A 22,057-nucleotide genomic window follows, 5' to 3' on the forward strand; every position below is an offset into this window, starting at 1 on the left:
CTAAAACCGAAATAAACTTTTTCGATTTATTCATTGGTTCTCCCACAAAAAGGTTATTTGCGTCTCTAATTCATTTACATTAAAAAATAATTTATGATTTCAAATATGTACTTTTCCAATCAAAGAACTGAGTCTTTTAATATTGTGTTTTTTAAGATAATCTTTTATTTCTCCAATTATTCTCAGAGCAGCATCTGCTTCTATCATATTAATTGTTCCAATTCCTGCTGCTGATGCACCGGCAAGCATAAATTCTATTACATCTTTTCCATTTCTTATACCACCTATTCCTATAATGGGAATATTAATTTTTTTGAATGTATCATATACCATTTTTACTGCTGCCGGTCTAATGGCTGGCCCGGAAAGTCCGCCTGTAAGGCTGCCGAGAAGTGGTTTCTGCTTATCTATATCTATTTTCATTGCAGAAATAGTATTGATCATGGACACACAATCTGCTCCACCTGACTCTGCGGCCTCAGCAATTTCAGTTATGTCTGTAATATTTGGAGTCAGCTTTACAATCAATAATTTATCATAAATTTTTCTGACTTTTTTTGTTATACTGTATACTGTTTTCGGATCTGTTCCAAAAGCCAGACCACCACCTTCAATATTAGGACAGGATAAATTTACTTCCACTCCTGCAATTTCTTTTCTACCACACAGTTTTTCTGCCAGTTCTAAAAATTCTGCTTCAGAATAACCTGATATATTGCAGAAAAAAGGAAGCCTGTATTCTGCTATTTCTGGTATTGTTTTTTTTATAAACTGATCTATACCCGGATTTTCCAGCCCAATGGAATTTATTATTCCCGAAGGCGTTTCTGCTATACGGGGAGATTTATTTCCTTTTCTGGGGCTTACTGTAATACCTTTTAGTGTAAATGCTCCCAGTTTGTTGATATCAAAATAATTGTCTAATTCTTTTCCATTTCCACAGGTTCCGGAAGCAGTAATTAAAGGATTTTTTAGCTTTAAACCTGCTAAGTCTATACTCAGATCAAATTTTTCTGATGCATTTTTTTCAGGCATTTAAAACTACTTCTCCCAGTGTAAAAACCGGTCCATCCACACAGCTTCTTTTATTACCTTCTGTTGTTTCACAGCTGCAGGAAAGACAGACTCCTATTCCACATCCCATTCTTCTCTCAATTGAAAGCTGGCCCTGTATACTGCTTTTTAAACATTCTTTTTCTACTGCAGAGAGCATTTTTTCTGGCCCACAGGTATAGACAAAAAGAGGTTTTTCCTGATCAAGATAATTCATCCATAATACAAGTACAGAACCTTTAATTTCCATTTTTTCTGTCATAGCTGCCCTATGAATTTCAACATTCATTTTTTTGAATCTTTTTGTGAAAAACTCAAGTTCATCTGAATTTTCAGCTCCCAGAAAAACTTTTTTCTCTCCTTTTTCCAAAGTTCTGGCAAGGTAATGCAGGGGTACTATTCCCATACCACCTCCAACAAGATGTATTAATCCACTTCTTTTTTCTGTTGAAAATGGATTGCCCAGTGGTCCTATAACATCAAGTTTTTCACCTGCTTTATATTTGCTTAAAATTTCGGTACCTCTGCCGACTTTTCTATAAACAAGCTCAAGAATATTCTGATCTTCATCAAAGTCAAAAACGCTAAAAGGTCTCCTCAAAAGTGGATCAGTACTGAGTTTTCTGCTGATTTTAACATTAAAGAACTGACCTGGTTTTGGCTGTTCGGATAGTTCATCACACTTTAAAACTAGATAAAAGATATCCGGTCCAACTTCTTTATTCTTTAGTATTTCAAACATTTTTTTCACCCCAGTTTTGGTTTTGAGTTTTAGGTGCCTCTTCTTATTTTGGTGTCAGGCATCAATCAACACCTATCAAATTTTTGTAAATCAACTGAGTGCTTTGTTAATTTCTTCTTTCATATCAGATGCTGCAGCTCTTGCTGCTTTAGCATAATTTTCTGCTCCAAAATGAGCATATTTTTCTCTTCTGAAGGCAAAATCTATACCCCGCGAGGAATTAATTACAGCTCCTCTGCCGTCAGTATCAAAAGCAGCTTTAATATCTTCTGTTTTCCCACCCTGTGCTCCAAAGCCGGGTATCAAAAAAAATACTGATTCCAGCTGTGCTCTAATTTCTTTAAGTTCTTTTGGATAGGTTGCTCCCACAACTGCCGCAAGATTAGAATATCCACAGTTTCCTGTGTAATCACTGCCCAGCTTTTTTAGTAAATCTCCTACAGCCTGATACACTTTTCTACCATCATTTAGTTTAAGATCCTGAAGGTCACCTGCAGATGGATTGGAGGTTTTAATCAGAGCAAAAGCTCCTCTTTCTTTGTTTTCCAGAAAAGGAAGAATGCCATCTCTTCCGAGATATGGATTTATTGTAATTGCATCTACTGAAGTTTTCTTATTTTGCAGATATGCCTGTGCATATGCAATAGCAGTTGAGCCAATATCATTTCTCTTCCCATCCATTATAACAATCAGCCCTCTGCTTTTAGCATATTCTACAGTCTGCCAGAGGCAGGTGATTCCATCAGCTCCCATTTTTTCGTAAAAAGCCATCTGTGGTTTTACAGCTGCTGTCATATCGGCAACCGCATCGATTAAATTTTTATTGAATTTCAGCACTGCTGCAGCTGTTTCTTTTTGATTTGATTCCAAATCTTTCCTGATTTCTGCTGCCAGAAGGTGTTCAGGAAGTAAATTTAAGTGTGGATCAAGTCCAACACATATTCTCGAGTTCTTTTCTTCTATTTTTTCTACCAGCTTATCAATAAAGTATTTCATCTTTTCCACCTCTATCATCATAAACAATTTTTCCTTCAACTATAGTGATTTCATTTTTGCCGCTTAATTCAAAACCTGCAAAAGGAGTGTTTTTCCCTTTTGATTTAAGTTTTTCTTTCTCCACTGTCCAACTGTTATTAGGATTAAATACTGTTATATCAGCACAGGATCCGGCCTTTAAACCTTCTACCTCAAGTCTCAATATTCGCGCCGGATTTACATACATCAGTTTTACGAGTTCATTCCATCCTATCAATCCTGTTTTTATAAAGTTTTCGTATATAAGTGAAACTGCTGTTTCTAATCCTGATATCCCAAAAGCAGCCTGATCATATTCTCCCAGTTTATCTTCATAAGTATGTGGAGCATGGTCTGTTGCAACTGCATCAATTTCTCCTTCTGACAGAGCCTGTTTTAAAGCTTCCACATCTTTTTTTGATCTCAGTGGTGGATTAACTTTTGTATCTGTATTATAATCCTTAACGGCTTTATCGGTCAGTATTAAATGATGTGGTGTAACTTCACAGGTAACATTAACACCTCTTTTGCGGGCATCTCTTACTAAACTCAGGCTTCCTTCTGTACTCATATGGCAGATATGGAGGTGAATTCTGGTCATTTCAGCCAGTATAATATCTCTTGCTACCATAACTTCTTCAGATGCTTTTGGTATTGGGGTTAATCCAAATAGTGTTGAATAATATCCTTCACCCATTACTCCATCACCGCTCAGATTTAAATCTTCACAGTGACTTAATATTGGTAAATCAAATGCCCTGGCATATTCCATGGCTCTCCTCATTATTTCCGAATTCATTACCGGCTGACCATCATCTGATAATGCCTTAACTCCTGCTTTTGCAAGTGTTCCAATTTCTGCTAATGTTTTTCCTTCACTTTTTTTGGTGATACTGCCAACAGAATATACTTTTACTGCTGATCTGGTTGATTTTAATTTAAGATGTTCTACAACTGCAGGATTATCTGCTACCGGATTGGAATTTGGCATTGCAGTTACTGCAGCAAATCCACCTGCAGCTGCCGCTTCACAGCCGGTTTTAATTGTTTCTTTTTCTTCATATCCCGGTTCTCTCAAATGAGTGTGCATATCAATTAAACCCGGAGTTATAATTCTTCCTCCTGCATTGATAATTTCTATAGAGCTATCTGTAGTTAATCCGGGAATTTTTATTTCTTCTGCAATTTCTTCAATCCTTCCATCTTTGATTAATATATCATATTTACCGTCAAGATTATTTTTTGGGTCTACTGTTCTTCCATTTTTAATCAATATCTTCATTTTTTATCTCCCTCCCGGCAAGTAAGTAAAGCAGAGCCATCCGGATTGCTACACCGTTTTTTACCTGTTCAGTTATAACAGACTGACTGCTGTCTGCAACACTGCTTTCAATTTCTATACCTCTGTTCATAGGTCCAGGATGCATTACAAGTAGATCTTTTCCGGCTTTTTTAAGTCTTTCTTTATTCATTCCATAGAGTTCCCTGTATTCTCTTATAGATGGAAATAATCCACTCTCCTGTCTTTCCATCTGTATTCTTAAAATATTTACTACATCTGCACCTTCTAAGGCCTTATCCAGATTTGAATAAACTTTAACACCCATTTTCTCTATTTCTGTTGGAATTAAAGTCAAAGGGCCGACAACACTCACCTCTGCTCCCATCTTCTTTAATCCCCATATATTTGATCTTGCCACCCGGCTGTGGGCAATATCTCCTACAATCAGAACCTTCAGTCCTGCAAGTCTGCCCAGCTTTTCTCTGATAGTATACATATCCAGCAGTGCCTGTGTTGGGTGAGAATGTGCTCCATCTCCTGCATTTAACACTGCAGCACTAATATTTTCTGCCAGAAATTTAGCTGCTCCCGGACTGCTGTGCCTTACTACAACAACATCTGAACCCATAACTTCCATCGTTTTAGCTGTATCCAGCAGACTTTCACCTTTTGTTATACTGCTGGTTGATTTAGAAATACTCATTACATCTGCACTAAGCCTTTTAGCAGCCAGATTAAAAGAAAATTTTGTTCTTGTGCTCGGCTCATAAAAAAGATTTATTACAGTTTTTCCTCTTAATGTGGGAACTTTTTTTACAGATCTTGTTAAAATATCTTTCATTGCTCTGGCAGTATTTAAAATCTCTTCAATTTCTTCTGCATCAGTATCATAAAGGCCCAAAAAATCTTTTTTGGTCAGTGTCATTTCATAACCTCCCTAAAGTTTTATTCAAAAAAAGGACCGCATCAGCGGCCCTGTATAATTAATTTGCTTCATAACTCAATTCTGATTTAATTTTTAGATTGTCTTTTTCTACTTTTTCAGCTGATGCATTTTTCTTTTCAGCATCAGGCAGTATCAGGTTCATTATTATACCGACCAGTGCAGCAAGTCCCATACCAGCAAAATCAAGTCCTGCAATCGAAATGGTCAGATTACTTATACCTACAAGCAGAGTTACAGATACTATAACCAAATTTCTGTTTTTTGAAAGATCTACCTTGTTTTCGACAAGGGTTCTCAATCCAATTGAAGCTATCATACCAAAAAGCAGAAACACTATTCCACCCATTACTGGAACAGGTATTGTTCTAATTACTGCTCCAAGCTTCTGAACAAAACTGCTTAGGATTACTATGACAGCTGTCATCTGTATTATAAAAGGGTTATAAACTTTTGTTATTGCCAGTACTCCTACATTTTCTCCATATGTTGTGTTTGGTGGGCCGCCAAAAAGTCCGGCCATAAGTGTTGCAATACCATCACCCAGCAGTGTTCTGTGCAGACCTGGATCTTCTATATAGTCATTTTTAGTTGTACTGCTTATTGCTAAAATATCTCCTAAATGTTCAACCATTGTGACAAGTGCTATTGGTGCTATAAGTGTAATAGCTTTTAAATTTCCATTTATCTGGGGAAGCGCAAATTTGGGAAATGCTATCCAGGATGCTTCCATTACAGGAGTAAAGTCAACCAAACCCATAAATGCCGCAAATATATATCCACCTATTATTCCTAAGAGTATTGGAATTACTTTTACTATTCCTTTTGCAAAAACACTAATGGCAACTGCTATAGAAAGAGTTACAAATGCTGTTAAAAGATGTTCTGAAGCCATATCTTTAGCAGTGGGAGCCAGACCCAATCCAATGGTAATTATTACAGGACCGACAACAACCGGAGGAAGCAGTTTGCGGAAAAAATCTGTCCCTACATATTTTATCACTACCGACATAATAGAATAAACAATACCGACAGTTATAATACCAAGCATTGCTCCATCGGTTCCAAACTGACTTTTGGCTGCAATAATCGGTGCGATAAATGCAAATGAAGAACCGAGATAAGCTGGAACTTTACCCCCTGTTATAAAGTGAAAAATAAGTGTACCAAGTCCTGATGTAAATAATGCCACTGCTGGGCTTAAACCTGTCAGTGATGGAACCAGAACGGTTGAACCAAACATTGCAAACATATGCTGTAAGGCGAGAATAAATCTTTCGTTATTCTTAATACCATCTTTGTTAAGATTTTCAAGGTTTTCCTGTGTTTGTTTTATTAAACTCATCTTATACCTCCCTTATTAATTTAAAAAACTTCTCACCAGACAGCTGATAAGAAGTTAGCTACTCTCTAAGAGGTATAAAAACATTAGAGCTCCTTATCAGCCTCTCTGGACCGATTTAAAGGACTTATTTATTCTTTTTCTAATAATAAAATTGAATCTTCTCCATCTATTTCTTTAAGATTGACACTAACAACTTCGGAAAGTGAAGTAGGTAAATTTTTGCCGACAAAATCTGCTCTAATGGGAAGTTCTCTATGGCCGCGGTCAACCATAATAGCCAGCTGAATCTGTCTTGGCCTGCCCAGATCTATTAAAGCATCCAGCGCAGCTCTAACAGTTCTTCCTGTAAAAAGAACATCATCTACAAGTACAACCTTTTTATTGCTGATGTCAAACGGAATCTCTGTTCTGTGAACAATCGGCTGCTGAGATACAGTAGAAAGGTCATCTCTGTAAAGTGTTATATCCAATATACCTGTCTTCACCTCAACATCTTCTATCTTTTTAATCTTCCCGGCCAGTCGATTTGCCAGAGGAACACCTCTTGTCCTAATTCCAATCAAAACCAGATCATCTGTTCCTTTATTTTTCTCAAGTATTTCGTGAGCGATTCTGGTTATAGCTCTATCCATACCGGATGAATCCATTATTTCCTTTTTTACTTTCATTCCTTCTTCCATTCAGAATGCTACCCCCTTTCTACAAGGTCCTGCAGCAATTACTGCATAAAAAAACCTTCTTACAGCCAGTAAGAAGGTACAATTATATCTCTTTCCCTTACTAGCCTCTCTGGACTAATTTAAAAGGACCTCTTTTTTTATTTGATTTAACTATAACAGAAATTAATCTTTAAGTCAAGCAGTTTGATAAAATTTAAAAAGGTCTGAAGAAACACATATCTTCAGACCTCTGCTGTAGTATTTATAATTTCACTTATAACCAGAACATATATTTTACCTACAGTAAGTACACACATATTTCACTTATATAGCTGCATATATAGTTTATTGAACAGATTATATACCTCTATAAATATAAGTTGTATGCAGAAGTTCATGTGCTTTGTGGCTGCCGGGTTCTTCAAAATATTCTTCATATATTTTCTTTATATATGGATTTTCATGTGATTTTCTGTATTTTTTACTGCTGTCTATTTCGTATATTGCATCCATGCGTCTTTTAAGAACATCTTCTGTAGCTGGAAGCGGCTGTCCACCTCCACCAAGACATCCGCCCGGGCAGGCCATAAATTCTACAAAATGAAATTCTTCTCCTTCTTTAATCATTTCCATTATTTTGCGTGCATTACTCAAGCCATTTGCAACTGCCACTTTTAAATTTAAATCTCCTATCTGCACAGAAGTTTTTTTAATACCATCAAAACCTCTAACTTCGGTAAAGTCCAGCTGTTTTAGCTCTTCACCTGTTATTATCTCATAGGCTGTCCTGAGGGCAGCTTCCATAACTCCACCTGTACTGCCGAATATAGCTCCCGCTCCAGAAGATACTCCCAGCAGCTGATCGTGTTCTTCCTCTTTGAGTTCATTGGCATTAAAACCTGCTTCATTAATCATTCTTGCCAGTTCTCTGGTTGTTAGAACATAATCTACTTCACCTTCCATTTCAGGCCGCTGAGCTTCGTATTTTTTTGCAGTACACGGCATAATGGAAACAACTACCAGGTTTTCAGGATTTATATTTTCTTTTTCTGCATAATAACTGTTGGCAACAGCACCAAACATCTGCTGTGGAGATTTGCAGGAAGATAAATTATCCAGATATTCAGGATAATAATGTTCAATAAATTTTATCCACCCAGGACTGCAGGAAGTAAAGAGGGGCAGCTTGCCGCCATCTTTAATTCTTTTAATAAGTTCTGTGCCTTCTTCCATAATAGTCAGATCAGCGGTAAAGTTTGTATCAAATACTCTATCAAAACCCAGTTTTCTCAAGGCAGCAACCATCTGACCTGTAAATATAGTACCAGGCTTATTGCCAAATGCTTCAGATAATGCCACCCTTACTGCTGGAGCTGTCTGTACAACAACATGTTTGTCTGGATCTGCAATTGCAGCCCATACTTCATCTATATATTCGACTTCTGTAATAGCACCAGTTGGACAGACAAGTGAACACTGTCCACACATTACACATGGACTTTCGGCCAAGTTATCATAAAATGCCGTATCTATTACTGTGTCAAATCCTCTTCCTTCTGCCATTATTGCTCTTACAGATTGAACTTCTCTGCATACATTTTCACAGCGGCGGCAGAGAATACATTTTTCTGAATCACGAAAAAGTGATGGAGTAGAGTCATCTACTGCAAATGAGCTTTTTTTACCTTCAAATCTATTTTCTCTAACTTTTAGCTTTTCTGCTATCTTTCTCAGTTCACAATCTTCATTTTTAAGACAGGTAGGACAATCTATTTTATGATTTGACAAAAGAAATTCCAGATTGAGTTTTCTAGTATTTCTTACCCTGGAAGTATTTGTTTTAATTTTCATTCCATCAGAAACAGGTGTAATACAGGAAGCTGCCAGTTTGCCTGTATTCTCTATTTCTACTAAACATAACCTACAGGCCCCAATTTCATTAATATCTTTTAAATAACAAAGAGTCGGTATATCTTTGCCTGCTTCCTGTGCTGCTTCCAGTACTGTCATTTCTGGATCTACAGAATATTCATCATCATTTATCCAGATTGTAACTTTATCTCCATTCATTATAATACCTCCTCTTTCTCTTCTACATCACAGCGAAGACATCTGCTTGCCTCTTCAACTGCCTGATCTGCAGAATATCCTTTTTCTACTTCTGTAAATCCTTTTTTTCTTTCTGAAAGTAGTATTGTCGGCATTTTTATCCTTGGCTTTTCCTCTTCTATAATCGGGGCAGTCAGCTTTCTTTCTCTTTCTGCTTTTTCTACTACTTGGCCATCTCCTCCGAGATATTTATCTATTGATGCTGCTGCTTCTTTTCCCTGCTGAATAGATTCTATAACTGTTGATGGACCTGTTACACAGTCTCCACCGGCAAATATCCAGGGAATATTTGTGCGGTGAGCGCTGTCAACCGATATTAGAGTTTCATTTTCCAGTTCGATTTTAAATTTTCCACTATTAAACTCATCATCCACACTCTGTCCAACTGCAGAAATTACAACATCTGTTTTTAAAGTATAATTTGAGCCTTCAATCTCCACTGGTTTTCTTCTTCCGCTTTCATCAAATTTTCCTCCTGAAATTTTTATACATTCTAATGATTTTACTTTCCCATTTTCTCCTATTATTTTCACAGGATTAACCTGTGTATATATATTCACTTTTTCATATTCTGCTTCTTCTATTTCTTCTCTGTGTGCTGGCATATCTTCTTTTGTTCTTCGGTAGATAATATTTACTTCTTCTGCTCCAAGGCGCACAAGATTACGCGCCACATCTATTGCTGCATTACCTCCACCAATGACAGATACCTTTTTGCCTTTCATATCAATTTCTGTGTCATTATTAATATCTCTCAGCATCTGAAGTGCGGAATATACTCCCTCAAGATCTTCTCCTTCTATACCTAAATTTCTATCTTTTTGTGCACCTACAGCCATATATACTGCCCAGTACCCTTCATCTTTTAAATCTTCTAATTTAATATCTTCACCTATTTTAGTATCTACAGATATCTCTACTCCCATAGTTGTTAATACTGCTATTTCTTCATTTAACAGTTTTTTAGGGAGCCGATATTCCGGAATACCAAGGGCCAGCATTCCTCCTACCTCAGATTCTGCTTCAAAAATGGTAACCTGATAACCTTTTTTACGCAGGTAAAATGCTGCTGTAAGTCCTGATGGCCCTGATCCAACAACTGCTATTTTTTTATCTTTTTCTTCTTTTATTTCTGGTGTCGGAAAATTGCCTTCTTTTTCTAACAGATAATCACTTACAAAACGCTTCAATTCTCTAATTGCAAGCGGCTCATCCATTGATCCCCTGTTGCATGATTTTTCGCAAAGATTATAGCACACTCGGCCGCATACTAAGACAAGTGGATTTTCCTCTTGAACTACTTTGTATGCTTCTTTGTATTTTCCCTGCCTAATTAAATCTATATAAATTGGAATATCTACATTTGCAGGACATGCATTCTGACATGGAGAATTAAATAGTGCTGCACAGACAGATGAACTGCAGTGCTTATTTTTAATATGATCTATATATTCATCTTTAAAATATCTTATAGTACTCAATACCGGATTGGGAGCTGTCTGGCCCAATCCACAAAAGGAAGAATCTTTTATTTTTTCTCCCATTTCTGTAAGCAGTTTGAGATCTTCCATACTCCCTTTACCAACTGTAATTTTATTAAGAATTTCCAGCATTCTTGTTGTACCTATTCTGCAGGGAGTACACTGGCCACATGACTCATCTTTGCAGAAATCTATAAAATATTTTGCAAGATCTACCATACATGTCTGATCATCCATAATTATCATTCCACCTGACCCCATAATTGTACCCAGCTCCTGCAGAGAATCGTAATCAATTGGTACATTCAGGTGCTGAATGGGAATACATCCTCCTGATGGTCCACCGGTTTGAGCTGCTTTGAAATTACCATCATTCTCCAGACCACCACCAATATCAAAAATTACTTCTCCCACTTTTGTCCCCATCGGAACTTCTACCAGACCATTATTTTCGATTTTCCCGGCCAGCGCAAATACCTTTGTGCCAGAACTTTTTTCAGTTCCTATTTTATTAAACCATTCACTGCCATTTCTAATAATTTCTCCTACATTTGCCAGTGTTTCTACGTTATTTATAACTGTTGGCTTGTACCACAGTCCAGAATCAGCAGGAAATGGAGGTTTTGCTCTCGGCTCTCCACGTCTTCCTTCAATAGACGCAATAAGTGCAGTTTCTTCTCCACAGACAAAAGCTCCAGCTCCAAGGCGAATATCTATTTTAAAGGTAAAATCTGAACCGAAAATATTATCACCTAAAACTCCCAGGTCTTCTGCATCTTTTATTGCTCTTTTGAGGCGTTTAATAGCCAGCGGATATTCTGCTCTGCAGTAAATATATCCCTGCTCAGCACCTACAGCATAACCAGCTATAGCCATTCCTTCAAGCAGTTTATGTGGGTCACCTTCTAAAATACTTCTATCCATAAATGCTCCAGGATCACCTTCATCTGCATTACATATTACATATTTCTCTGTTCCAGATGCTTCTGCAGCCAGCTTCCACTTTAACCCTGTTGGAAAACCGGCTCCACCCCGGCCGCGCAAATTAGAATTCAATATTTCTTCTCTTACCAGTTTTGGAGAAAGTTTTTCTACTGCCTTACCAAGCCCAAGATAGGCACCATTTGCCAAGGCTTCTTCAATATTTTCTGGATTTATATTCCCACAGTTTTTGAGAACGATTCTTTCCTGTTTTGAAAAAAAATCACCTTCTAAATCTACCAGCCATCTGGAGATAATATTTCCCTCTTTTAGATGCTGTTTTATTATTTCTTTTGTTTTTTCAGAATTAACATTGGCATAAATATATCTTTTATTTTTATCTCTAATTTCCATAAGAGGTTCTTTAGCACAAAACCCTATACATCCAGTATGATCAAGATCAACTTCTTTGTCCAGATTCAGTTTCTTTAATTCTTCTGCAGCTGTATCCCATACTTTTTGTGCACCTGCAGCAAGTCCACAGGTCCCCATACCTATTATTATTCTATAATTCTCATTTTGAGAATATTTATCTGCCATTTCTTTCTGCATAGTTTTTAGTTCATGATATGATACCATTATTTACCTCCTTTTTATATAAAATATGTTTTACATTTCTCCATTCAAATATTTTTCAATAATTCCAACTGCTTTCTCTGGATTTAATAATCCATGTGCTCTACCATTAATTGTCATTACGGGGGCCAGTCCACAGGCACCAAGACAGCGAACTACTTCCAGAGATAATTTTCCATCCTCAGTACTTTCACCGGCAGAAATACCGTATTTATCCTCTATTTTTTCTATTATTTTTTGTGATCCTTTAACATAACAGGCTGTTCCCTTACAGATAGCAATTTGATATTCCCCTTTGGGAAATTCACTAAAATGAGAATAAAAAGAAATAACACTGCTTACATCACCTGGTACTGTATTAAGACTATTGGCAACCTTTTTCTGCAGCTCTTTGGGCAAATAACCAACTAAATTTTGTACTTTATGCAGAACCTCAATTAGTGAAGATGAATCATCTTTATAATTTTTTAGAATATTATCAATCTCTTCTGTTTTTTCCTGCCATTCATTTTTCTTCTCAACAACCTTCATAATTGCCCTCCTTTTTAATAAAATAAAATGTGATATTTTTCTCTAATTTTTGCATTTTTTAGATTTTACAGTATTATCATCTCCTTTTTACCCATAATATAGAGAAATATTTCACAATATTTCTACGTATATAATTATGCATTAATTGTTCCACTTTATTATTTTTCTTTATAAAATCCTACTATCGCGGCCATAAAAGGGATAATTTAAAAAATTAAAATAAATAAATAAAAAAAGAGAGGGTATAAATATCCCTCTCCAATGCAGTACTGCATTAAAAAATATCTGTTTATTGTTAGAAATTAGTTTTTATCTTTAGTGATATACTGCACAATTAAGATTTTTAAAATAATGCACTGCTGCATTGCTCTAATGCGGAAATGCATTATAAACAGTTTTAGCCAAAATATTTATTAAGTTTTCTTACAATAGTTGACTGATTAACTCCCAGCAGTTCTGCCATCTCATATGTTGACCTATCATTTTCTTTAGCCAACATGAGAATTTTTTTCTCCACTTCTTCCACTGCCTCTGTTAAAGGCAAAATCTCTTTTACTTCTATTTTATTTTTTTGTTCTTTTATGTTTATCAATTTTCTAATGTTTTCTCTATCAATTAAGCTTTCTTCTGCAGTTAGAATAAGCCTCTCCAGGATATTATTCAGCTCCCGTACATTACCGGGCCAGTCATATCTCAGCATATAATCTAAACATTCGCGGCTGAAGTTAATATTTTTACTATACTTTTCATTTAAGATTGAGGTGAAATGCTTTATTAGCGGAATTATATCTTCTTTTCTGCTTTTTAGTGGTGGAATCATAATTGGAACAACATTTAATCTGTAAAAAAGATCTTCTCTAAATTCCCCATTTCTCACCATTTTATGCAGATCTCTATTTGTGGCAGCTATCAGCCTAAAATTGACCTTTTTAGACTCTACTCCTCCAATTCTGCTCACTCTGTGTTCCTGAAGTACCTGCAGCAGCTTTGCCTGCATGTTTAAAGGCAGTTCACCTATTTCGTCCAGAAAAAGTGTTCCCTGATCAGCTTCTTCTATAAGTCCGCGTTTACCTTCTTTTCTGGCACCACTAAATGCACCCTTTTCATAACCAAAAAGTTCTGATTCCAGCAGGGTTTCTGGTATAGCAGCACAGTTTATTTTAACAAATTTTACCCTTTCCTCGCTCTGTTCATGAATATATTTGGCCACAACTTCTTTTCCAACTCCAGATTCTCCGGTAATAAGAATGGTGGAATCAGTTTTAGCAATTTTTTGTGCCAGTTTTAGTATATTTTTCATTTCTTCAGATCTGCTGATAATGTGTCCTGGTATATCTTCATCTTTATAATCTGTTTTTTCTATCACCTGATTTAATTCTTTTAAATCCCTTGCATTTATAATTATTTTCTCCAGAACACCGCTGTTAATTACTGGATTTGCTGTCACCAGTAATCTTTTCCCTGTATATGTATTTTGAACTATTGTCATCTCTTTTTCTTCATTTAAACTGAGCAGAGATACTGATGGATATAAAATCCTTTTCTTTTCCAGATAAGATACAGATTTTTCTAAAAGATGCTGTTTTTCCATATTTAGCATTTTAAGATATGCTTCATTTACCTGTTCTACTTTTCCTTTCCTGCTTACAACCATAATACCATCATAAGAAGAGTTTATTATCAGATCCAGTTCTTTATTAATTTCCTGTTCTTTTTTTACTTCTGATCTTTTTTCACTTAAAAGATAGGGAAGACACATATTTACCTCAGCCAACCCCTGACAAACTGCCACTGCTTTATCCCAGCAGGATTTGTAACCACAGGCACCACAGTCCAGAAGATCATCCTCTGTATACTTGTCAGTCTTATTTAAAACTTTCCATATCTCTTTTTCGCCTGGAATACTAACTTTTATTTCCTGTTCTGTAAATTTTTTGCTTAAATCAAGATCAGCAGCAATTTCCAAATTATATTGAGAAAAATATTTGAATTTTTCTGTATAATTTTCTACAGCTGATTTTTTGCTGTAGTAGTTGCCTTTTTTTAAATCTACACCATCAATACATCCCTCACAAAAAAGAATATCTACAAATTTATAAGAAATTTTTTGATTTAAAAGAAGATCTAAAAGCCCTACAGTATGATTTTCTCCTTCCACATTTATAGATTTTTTTGAGCTGCTGTCTACTGCTTTAAGAAGATTTCCGGCAATAGGAAGATTTCTTGCTTCATAACTTATAACTGTATTGTTTTCATCAGCTTTATGGCTTTGTGTATTATCATTTTTATGATCATCTGCCATATTATCCTGTTCTATTTTTAGTTTTTCTCCTAAAGAAAACAGTTCACTAAAAGTAAGTACAGCTGTTGAGCTGTCATTTTGGAATTCAATTTTTTTGGCATGACATGGTCCAACTAACACCAGTTTTGAATCATTATTTTTAATGTGTTTAAAATATTTTTTTAATGCCTGCATAGGAGAAACTATTTTCCCCAAATTATCTATCAGTTCTGGATAATATTTTTCTACCAATGATACAATTACCGGACAGGTAGAACTAATAATAGTCTTTTCTGTCTTCTGTAAAATATTTTTATATTCTTTTTTGATAAGTTCTGCTCCAAAAGACACTTCGTAAATTTCTTTGAATCCAAAACTGTATAAATAATTTCCCCAATCACCGTAAATCCATTCCTTTTTATAAGCCGGAAAACTGGGTGCAAGTCCTATAGAAACATCTTCACTATTTTCCAGCCATTTTTCTACCTGTTTTTCATTACTTATTATTCTTTTTGCTCCCTGTGAACATACTTCCACACATTTCCCGCAGAAAATACACCTTTCTTCCACTACTTCTGCCTGGCCGCCGCTTACCTTTATGGCCTTAACAGGACAGTTGCGTACACATGCATAACATTCATGACAGCGGTCTTTAAGTGTTTCTATAAACAATTTTTTCACCACCCAAAATATATTATCTTCTAGTCTAAATCACTGTAATAGCTGTTTTGGCAGTATACTATTCCTGGAATCATACACCATTCTGGATATTTTTCATTTTCTTTTTCACATGATTTTTCTTCACACCAGGCACAAATTGAAAACATATTTTTACCTCCTAAAATTATTATAACAAAATATTTTTAAATTTTTGAATAAATTTTATCTATTCATTTCTATAGGTGATTTTTCGCTGAAAATGATATCAATTAAAAATTTTATTTAAAGTTGTAATATTGATATCGAGTTTATTGGAATAATCTATTATATGTTTGAGCCTTTTTACACTAAAAAACTCATTTTTAGGATGTCCATATAATATTAAAAGTGCCTTTTCTTCTGCCGTTTTTTCAAGAAGATAATTTAAATCTTTATCTGTTATCAAGTTTTTTTCAAATCCTGTTCCTTTTAAATTATATTTAGAAAAAGGACTTTTATTTAAAAAAGCTTCTGGAAATATTTGTCCTTTTCTATGCCCAGCTCTAGCGGCTGCATAATATTGACTGACATAATCTTGGGCCAGTTTAAAATGCCCATTATAGGGATAAACAAATGTAGAAACTTCAAGTCCCATATCTTTTAAAATATTTTTTGGCTTTAATATCTCATCTTTCATTGAATTATCAGATATCCTGACATAGCTTCCTTCCTTAGGATAATTAAGTTTAAGCGGTAAATCTAATATAATATAATTTTTATTATTTTTTCTTTCTATTTTACTGATTGAGATTTTTTCACCTTTTGAACTATATACATTAAAAATTATGTAATCATATCTTCTATCCATTAAAAAAGAATTTCTGACAGCTATTTCTTTTTCTCCAGAATTTACTTTTTCTTTTATTGAATGAAATATCAGTGCAGTATGATAATGTCCATGTCCGGCAATTTCCCATCCGCTTTCTGAAAGTTTAATTATATCTTCTTCGGTTAAGCGTCCCTTTTCTCCAATTTCTGAAGTATTTACTGCAGCAACAGCAGGAATATTATTTTCCCTATGCACAGGATATGCCAGTTCCATGTCTTCTTTAAACCCATCATCATACATTATTACAAGGGCAGGTAATTTTTCAGCAGAAATATTTAAAGAACAAATGAATGAAATTAAAACTATTAAATAAAATATTTTCTTCAAACCAATCTTCTCCTCCCTATTTATTTATTATCATCTTCTTGACTTTTTCTTTAATACCTGCTTTTAATTCTGTAGTCTATTGTACAAAAAAATGAACAAAAATATTTATATTAATAAATAGAAATCTGCCTGCATAAGTAATAATACAGCAAACGGTTTTTGAATTTCAATATTTATTCTTCTACTGGACTTTCCCCATTTTTTATATACTGCTGCAAAAAGGGGAGATGCAGGAATATTGAAATTTTTAGTCAATGAATCTTAACGAAATGAAGGAAGAAATAGGGTTGAACTGCAGGATGGAGTGAGCTAATCATGAGTCAGGAGGACTCATTGATTAGTGTGCCCTATTTCACACCCGAATTGAGTTTTAGATAAATCTAAAAATTTCGTTGATGACTAAAGCCCCCTTTTTGCAGCTTGAAAATAAATTTTGGGGAAACTCCTATTATTCTTCTAAATTCAATATTGAATTCATTGTATCTTTATAAATTTTGTAATCTGATCTGCTGAAAAGAACAAATCTGATTTTTTCTATACTCTGTAAGTCTTTTAAACTGCTTTTTACTGTCCGCAGAGCTGTAACTGCTGCCTGTTTAATTGGATATCCAAATGCACCGGTTGATATTGAAGGAAATGCAATTGACTTAATATTATTTTCTTCTGCAATTTTTAAAGCATTTTTATATGTTTTTGCTAAATATTGATCTTCTGGCCTGTCAACTCCATACACAGGTCCCAAACAGTGAATAACATAATCATTATTAAGATCAAATGCGTCTGTAATAACAGCTTCTCCTGTTTTTATGGGAGCAAAATCACGGCACGCCTCAGCCAATTCTGGCCCGGACGCTCTGTGGATAGCTCCAGCCACACCTCCACCTGTTCTGAGCTGAGCATTGGCAGCATTAACTACTGCTTCCACGTCAGGCTGTTTTGTAATATTTCCTTCCGTAATTTCCACAATTACTCCACCAATTTTCTTTTTCACAAATATTCCTCCCTTATTTTAATTATTAAATTATTATCAAAAATCTTTACTATTAAAAAACCTACCAGAAAACATCCTGATAGGTTTAAAACAAACAAAATATTATATTTATATCTATATTCTTATCTGTATTTATTTAACAACAAGTACAGATATTTGCGCGTGACGCACAACTTTATCACTTATACTTCCCAGCAGAAAACGCTTGACTCCACCATGACCTTTATCTGCCATAACAATCATATCAAAATCTTTTTCTTCCGCATAATTACAGATCACATCTGCCGGATTTCCATAACGAATTAATTTCTCTACATCTACTCCGCGTTCTTTAAAATACTGTGCATCTTCTCTTAAAATTTTTTCAGCATTGTATTTAAGTTCCTGCTCTTTTTGTTCCATTAGGTCCTGCAGCGTTTCAATAGGCATCGAGGACGAAACACCACTTAGCGGAGTTGTGACAGCCTCTGAAATTACATTTATCAAAGTCACTTCAGCTCCCAGAGATTCAGCAATGAGGGCACCTTTTTGAGCAGCTTTTTTAGAACTTTCTGAACCATCAACAGCTACCAGGATTTTTTTCATTTTAACCCCTCCTCGTATAATATACTTGCAGGCAGCTGCCTCTTTACTCAAAACTTACTGGTGAACACTAATGGCGAGGCTGCCCATCTCTCAGTTTTTCAGGGACTAAATCTGGTTATCTTTTTTACTCTTGATATCTTACCGTATTACTCTATTAATTACCCCTATATTATTAATTCTATATAAGCAAAAAAATCCCTTTTATCAGTTTTTAAATCTAATAGACTGGGACAAAAATAAAAGCAATTTCTGACACTGAAGTAAAATCGCTGTCAATAATTAAATATGGTCTTTTTATAAGTGATATAATCCCTTTCATATCAATGGAGCCGGTGACAGGAATTGAACCTGCAGCCTGTGGTTTACGATACCACTGCTCTACCAGTTGAGCTACACCGGCTTAATATCAAAAAGCTATTACGACTCCACCTTCATTTGCATAAACAGTACTAATTCCTGCTGTTTTAACTATTACAATATCTCTAAAATTATACAGCTTTTCTGCTTCTTCTTTCAAGTATTCTGCTCTTTCTTCAGCATTACAGTGAGCAATTCCCAATATTTTATCTTCCAGTTTTTTACCTCTTTCCCCGATCATTTCTACCAGCCTTCTAAAAGCTCTTTTGGAACCTCTTACTTTATCAAATAATTCTATAGCCCCTTCATTTCCACCCAGTATTGGTTTTATGCTAAAAAAAGATGCTATTTTGCCTTTAACTTTATTCATACGTCCTGCTTTAATTAAATTATCCAGTGAATCTAAAACAAATAATGTCTCCATTTCTGAAATATATTCTTCTACTTTTGCCACAATATCTCCTGAAGACAGATTTTTTTCTATAAGCTCACCAATTTTAACTGCTATCATAGTTTCACCAGCAGATGCACTTAATGAGTTAAATACATGAATAAATTTGTCTTCAGTTTCATTTAAAAATAACTTCTTTGCCAGTTCGGCATTCTGGTAAGAACTGCTTAATTTACTGGAAATAGTTACTACAAAAATATTATCATGATTTTTATATTCTTCCAGAAAAAGTTCGGGAGAAGGACTTGCAGTTTTAGGGACCTCAGCACTATTTTTCATCTGATTTAATAAATAATCTCTATCCATTTTTTCGTCATCAACTATTGTTCTGTTGTTAACATTTATGGATAAAGGTACTATACTGATATCAAATCTTTTTTTAATTTCTTCTGTTAAGTCACAGCAGCTGTCTACAATGATTTTTGCATTCATTAGATAGATAACCTCCACCTCATAGAATTTTATAAGCAAAATACTGTATTACTTTATATAATTATATCATTATTTATATTTTTCTCAAGTTAAACAAAATTAAACCCCCGACAGTAAAGCCAGGGGCTGATTTCCTAATATTAAAATTTACTGAAAATTATATAACTACAACATTCTCTGCCTGTGGTCCACGATCTCCTTCAACAATTTCGAACTCTACTTCCTGATCTTCTTCCAATGTTTTAAAACCTTCTTGTTGAAGAGCAGAAAAATGCACGAATACATCGTCGCCATCTTCTCTTTCAATAAATCCATAACCCTTTTTCTCATCAAACCATTTTACTTTTCCTGTGTAAACCATATTATTTATCTTCCTCCTAAATTTTAAACCTGGATAAACGAAACTATTTTTTTCTATCCAGCAAATATAATATATCATAATTCGTTAAATAAGTCAAACTTTTTAACTACTGGACTTTCCCCATTTTTTATATACTGCTGCAAAAAGGGGAGATGCAGGAATATTGAAATTTTTAGTCAATGAATCTTAACGAAATGAAGGAAGAAATAGGGTTGAACTGCAGGATGGAGTGAGCTAATCATGAGTCAGGAGGACTCATTGATTAGTGTGCCCTATTTCACACCCGAATTGAGTTTTAGATAAATCTAAAAATTTCGTTGATGACTAAAGCCCCCTTTTTGCAGCTTGAAAATAAATTTTGGGGAAACTCCTATTTTAACTAAAAAGACTTCCCCCATTTTTGAAATATGATTCTTAGTTTTGTCTTTCATTTTTTATCTAAAAATAGAGCTAAATATCCTATAGTTATTGATAAAATTAAATCCAGTTTTCTAATTATTTTCATTACTCTAACTCTGAAAATTTTCAATTTATTATTTTATTTTTCTGATCCAACCTTCAGGAGCATCAATAACCCCCAGCTGCATCTGAGTTAAGGTTTCATATAATTTTTTGATTATTGGGCCCATATCATCCATTCCACTAGGAAAAATAATTTCCTGATCTCCATTAACTATCTTACCAATAGGAGAAATTACGGCTGCTGTACCACAGAGACCTGCCTCTGCAAAATTCTTGACTTCTTCCAACTTTACTGGTCTTTCGGTAACTTTTAAATCAAGATAATTTTCAGCCAGATAAAGAATAGATCTTTTAGTTATTGAAGGCAAAATTGAGCTTGATTTTGGTGACACCAGCTCATTATCTTTTGTAATGAAAATAATATTGGCTCCACCACTTTCTTCAACATAAGTTCTGGTGGCAGCATCTAAAAATAGATTTTCATCATATCCCTCTTCACGAGCTTCTACAGTAGTCTTTAAACTCATTGCATAATTTAACCCAGCCTTAAGATGGCCAGTACCGCGAGGAGCTGCCCGATCATATTTGCTAACTCTAATGGTAATAGGGTTTACTCCTCCTTTAAAGTAGGGTCCAACTGGAGTTGCATAAAGTCTGAACTGAAACTCTTCTGCTGGTTTAATAGCAATTACCTCTTTAGATCCAAAAATAAATGGCCGCAGATAAAGAGAAGCTCCTGTGCCATATGGCGGCACCCAGTCTAGATTTGCTTCAACTACCTGATCAACTGCTTCCAAAAATCTTTCTTTAGGAAAGGGCGGCATCTGTAATCCCTCTGCCGAATCCAGCATCCGCTCCGCATTTAAATCCGGTCTAAATGTTACTACACTTCCATCTTTTGTCGTATAGGCCTTTAACCCTTCAAATACCTGCTGACAGTACTGTAAGACTGCTGCACTCTCATTGATTACTACATTAGGGTCAGAAATTAATTTACCCTTATCCCACTTACCATTTTTATAATTTGCTATGTACCTCTTATCTGTCTGATGATATTTAAAACCAAGATTTTCCCAGTCTAAATTTTTCTTGCTCATTTTTTAGCTCCTCCCTACTTAATATATGATTTTTAATATCTTTTCCAGCAATTATTTTAAATAAATAATTTTCTAAATATTTTCGGTTATTAACTGCAGTTAATTTACCTCTATAATTTTTTGGATACATTTTAACTTCAATATAATCCAAACTGATACTCTGAGCATCTTTCTTAATTTCTTCTCTTTCAAATGAGATATAGAACTCAGTCAGCAGAGGTAAATCCTCCATATTAGCAAATATAATTAAACCGAGTTTATTCGAATCTTTAATTAAATCAAGTGTAATCTAAAATCAGTTGTTTTAACACATTAAATTAATTTTTTATTTATCCACCTCCATTATATTGTGTTTTATAAAATATATTATATTATGATTGTAACACAAAAACATTAAGCATATTCAATCTAAACTAAGCTTTTAAATCTAAAAATTAGTTCTCAACAACAAAAAAATTGAATATCACAG

General features: G+C 34.8%; 19 protein-coding genes and 1 tRNA gene. All 20 read right to left on the reverse strand.

Annotated elements, in window-relative coordinates; all coding sequences use genetic code 11:
• Positions 1 to 99 precede the first annotated feature (99 nt).
• A complete protein-coding gene (locus DFR78_RS05150; protein ID WP_114457766.1) occupies positions 100 to 1,035 on the reverse strand; it encodes a dihydroorotate dehydrogenase in 936 nt (311 codons plus the stop codon).
• Entirely contained in the window at positions 1,028 to 1,795 is a 768-nt protein-coding gene (locus DFR78_RS05155; RefSeq protein WP_114457767.1) for a dihydroorotate dehydrogenase electron transfer subunit, read from the reverse strand. The genes DFR78_RS05150 and DFR78_RS05155 overlap by 8 nt, the downstream gene beginning before the upstream one ends.
• A gap of 90 nt (positions 1,796 to 1,885) precedes the next feature.
• Positions 1,886 to 2,791 (reverse strand): orotidine-5'-phosphate decarboxylase, encoded by a 906-nt coding sequence (gene pyrF, locus DFR78_RS05160; RefSeq protein WP_114457768.1) that lies wholly within the window; start codon positions 2,789 to 2,791, stop codon positions 1,886 to 1,888.
• A complete protein-coding gene (locus DFR78_RS05165) occupies positions 2,775 to 4,091 on the reverse strand; it encodes a dihydroorotase (RefSeq protein WP_114457769.1) in 1,317 nt (438 codons plus the stop codon). Before DFR78_RS05165 ends, pyrF begins: the two co-directional genes overlap by 17 nt.
• The gene (locus DFR78_RS05170; RefSeq protein WP_114457770.1) at positions 4,075 to 5,016 is read right to left on the reverse strand and encodes an aspartate carbamoyltransferase catalytic subunit; all 942 of its coding nucleotides are present in this window, start codon (positions 5,014 to 5,016) and stop codon (positions 4,075 to 4,077) included. The genes DFR78_RS05165 and DFR78_RS05170 overlap by 17 nt, the downstream gene beginning before the upstream one ends.
• A gap of 58 nt (positions 5,017 to 5,074) precedes the next feature.
• Entirely contained in the window at positions 5,075 to 6,379 is a 1,305-nt protein-coding gene (locus DFR78_RS05175) for a uracil-xanthine permease family protein (RefSeq protein WP_114457771.1), read from the reverse strand.
• A 128-nt stretch (positions 6,380 to 6,507) separates the two neighbouring features.
• Positions 6,508 to 7,059, reverse strand: coding sequence for a bifunctional pyr operon transcriptional regulator/uracil phosphoribosyltransferase PyrR (gene pyrR / locus DFR78_RS05180; protein WP_114457772.1), 552 nt, complete (start codon positions 7,057 to 7,059; stop codon positions 6,508 to 6,510).
• A gap of 336 nt (positions 7,060 to 7,395) precedes the next feature.
• Complete coding sequence (locus tag DFR78_RS05185; RefSeq protein ID WP_114457773.1) at positions 7,396 to 9,108, reverse strand: NADH-dependent [FeFe] hydrogenase, group A6; 1,713 nt, start codon at positions 9,106 to 9,108, stop codon at positions 7,396 to 7,398.
• Entirely contained in the window at positions 9,108 to 12,188 is a 3,081-nt protein-coding gene (locus DFR78_RS12335; RefSeq protein ID WP_199505555.1) for an NADH-ubiquinone oxidoreductase-F iron-sulfur binding region domain-containing protein, read from the reverse strand. Before DFR78_RS12335 ends, DFR78_RS05185 begins: the two co-directional genes overlap by 1 nt.
• A gap of 30 nt (positions 12,189 to 12,218) precedes the next feature.
• The gene (locus tag DFR78_RS05195) at positions 12,219 to 12,716 is read right to left on the reverse strand and encodes an NAD(P)H-dependent oxidoreductase subunit E (protein ID WP_114457774.1); all 498 of its coding nucleotides are present in this window, start codon (positions 12,714 to 12,716) and stop codon (positions 12,219 to 12,221) included.
• Positions 12,717 to 13,113: 397 nt separating this feature from the next.
• Positions 13,114 to 15,669: a sigma 54-interacting transcriptional regulator gene (locus DFR78_RS05200; RefSeq protein WP_147267749.1), complete on the reverse strand. Its 2,556-nt coding sequence runs from the start codon at positions 15,667 to 15,669 to the stop codon at positions 13,114 to 13,116.
• A gap of 29 nt (positions 15,670 to 15,698) precedes the next feature.
• Positions 15,699 to 15,824 (reverse strand): hypothetical protein, encoded by a 126-nt coding sequence (locus DFR78_RS12285; protein WP_255416527.1) that lies wholly within the window; start codon positions 15,822 to 15,824, stop codon positions 15,699 to 15,701.
• A 98-nt stretch (positions 15,825 to 15,922) separates the two neighbouring features.
• Entirely contained in the window at positions 15,923 to 16,852 is a 930-nt protein-coding gene (locus tag DFR78_RS05205; protein WP_114457776.1) for a polysaccharide deacetylase family protein, read from the reverse strand.
• Between the two features lie 448 nt (positions 16,853 to 17,300).
• Positions 17,301 to 17,843, reverse strand: coding sequence for a macro domain-containing protein (locus DFR78_RS05210; RefSeq protein ID WP_114457777.1), 543 nt, complete (start codon positions 17,841 to 17,843; stop codon positions 17,301 to 17,303).
• A gap of 132 nt (positions 17,844 to 17,975) precedes the next feature.
• Positions 17,976 to 18,428, reverse strand: coding sequence for a universal stress protein (locus DFR78_RS05215; protein ID WP_114457778.1), 453 nt, complete (start codon positions 18,426 to 18,428; stop codon positions 17,976 to 17,978).
• A 324-nt stretch (positions 18,429 to 18,752) separates the two neighbouring features.
• Positions 18,753 to 18,828: transfer RNA gene (locus tag DFR78_RS05220), tRNA-Thr, on the reverse strand.
• A gap of 6 nt (positions 18,829 to 18,834) precedes the next feature.
• Positions 18,835 to 19,668, reverse strand: coding sequence for a DegV family protein (locus DFR78_RS05225; RefSeq protein ID WP_114457779.1), 834 nt, complete (start codon positions 19,666 to 19,668; stop codon positions 18,835 to 18,837).
• Positions 19,669 to 19,825: 157 nt separating this feature from the next.
• The gene (locus DFR78_RS05230; RefSeq protein ID WP_114457780.1) at positions 19,826 to 20,029 is read right to left on the reverse strand and encodes a cold-shock protein; all 204 of its coding nucleotides are present in this window, start codon (positions 20,027 to 20,029) and stop codon (positions 19,826 to 19,828) included.
• Positions 20,030 to 20,562: 533 nt separating this feature from the next.
• Positions 20,563 to 21,588, reverse strand: a complete 1,026-nt coding sequence (locus tag DFR78_RS05235) for a branched-chain amino acid aminotransferase (protein ID WP_114457781.1) — start codon at positions 21,586 to 21,588, stop codon at positions 20,563 to 20,565.
• The gene (locus DFR78_RS05240) at positions 21,548 to 21,739 is read right to left on the reverse strand and encodes a hypothetical protein (RefSeq protein WP_147267750.1); all 192 of its coding nucleotides are present in this window, start codon (positions 21,737 to 21,739) and stop codon (positions 21,548 to 21,550) included. The genes DFR78_RS05235 and DFR78_RS05240 overlap by 41 nt, the downstream gene beginning before the upstream one ends.
• Between the last annotated feature and the right edge of the window lie 318 nt (positions 21,740 to 22,057).

Source organism: Halanaerobium sp. MA284_MarDTE_T2, assembly GCF_003337245.1.
Classification (GTDB): domain Bacteria; phylum Bacillota; class Halanaerobiia; order Halanaerobiales; family Halanaerobiaceae; genus QPJE01.

Bases quoted from the DNA above. Each gene is read 5' to 3' on its own strand.
- DFR78_RS05155 (WP_114457767.1), bottom strand. From the start codon at position 1,795: ATGTTTGAAATACTAAAGAATAAAGAAGTTGGACCGGATATCTTTTAT.
- pyrF (WP_114457768.1), bottom strand. From the start codon at position 2,791: ATGAAATACTTTATTGATAAGCTGGTAGAAAAAATAGAAGAAAAGAAC.
- DFR78_RS05230 (WP_114457780.1), bottom strand. From the start codon at position 20,029: ATGGTTTACACAGGAAAAGTAAAATGGTTTGATGAGAAAAAGGGTTAT.
- pyrR (WP_114457772.1), bottom strand. From the start codon at position 7,059: ATGGAAGAAGGAATGAAAGTAAAAAAGGAAATAATGGATTCATCCGGT.
- DFR78_RS12335 (WP_199505555.1), bottom strand. From the start codon at position 12,188: ATGGTATCATATCATGAACTAAAAACTATGCAGAAAGAAATGGCAGAT.
- DFR78_RS05185 (WP_114457773.1), bottom strand. From the start codon at position 9,108: ATGAATGGAGATAAAGTTACAATCTGGATAAATGATGATGAATATTCT.
- DFR78_RS05195 (WP_114457774.1), bottom strand. From the start codon at position 12,716: ATGAAGGTTGTTGAGAAGAAAAATGAATGGCAGGAAAAAACAGAAGAG.
- DFR78_RS05215 (WP_114457778.1), bottom strand. From the start codon at position 18,428: ATGAAAAAAATCCTGGTAGCTGTTGATGGTTCAGAAAGTTCTAAAAAA.
- DFR78_RS05165 (WP_114457769.1), bottom strand. From the start codon at position 4,091: ATGAAGATATTGATTAAAAATGGAAGAACAGTAGACCCAAAAAATAAT.
- DFR78_RS05225 (WP_114457779.1), bottom strand. From the start codon at position 19,668: ATGAATGCAAAAATCATTGTAGACAGCTGCTGTGACTTAACAGAAGAA.
- DFR78_RS05175 (WP_114457771.1), bottom strand. From the start codon at position 6,379: ATGAGTTTAATAAAACAAACACAGGAAAACCTTGAAAATCTTAACAAA.
- DFR78_RS05170 (WP_114457770.1), bottom strand. From the start codon at position 5,016: ATGACACTGACCAAAAAAGATTTTTTGGGCCTTTATGATACTGATGCA.
- DFR78_RS05235 (WP_114457781.1), bottom strand. From the start codon at position 21,588: ATGAGCAAGAAAAATTTAGACTGGGAAAATCTTGGTTTTAAATATCAT.
- DFR78_RS05150 (WP_114457766.1), bottom strand. From the start codon at position 1,035: ATGCCTGAAAAAAATGCATCAGAAAAATTTGATCTGAGTATAGACTTA.
- DFR78_RS12285 (WP_255416527.1), bottom strand. From the start codon at position 15,824: ATGTTTTCAATTTGTGCCTGGTGTGAAGAAAAATCATGTGAAAAAGAA.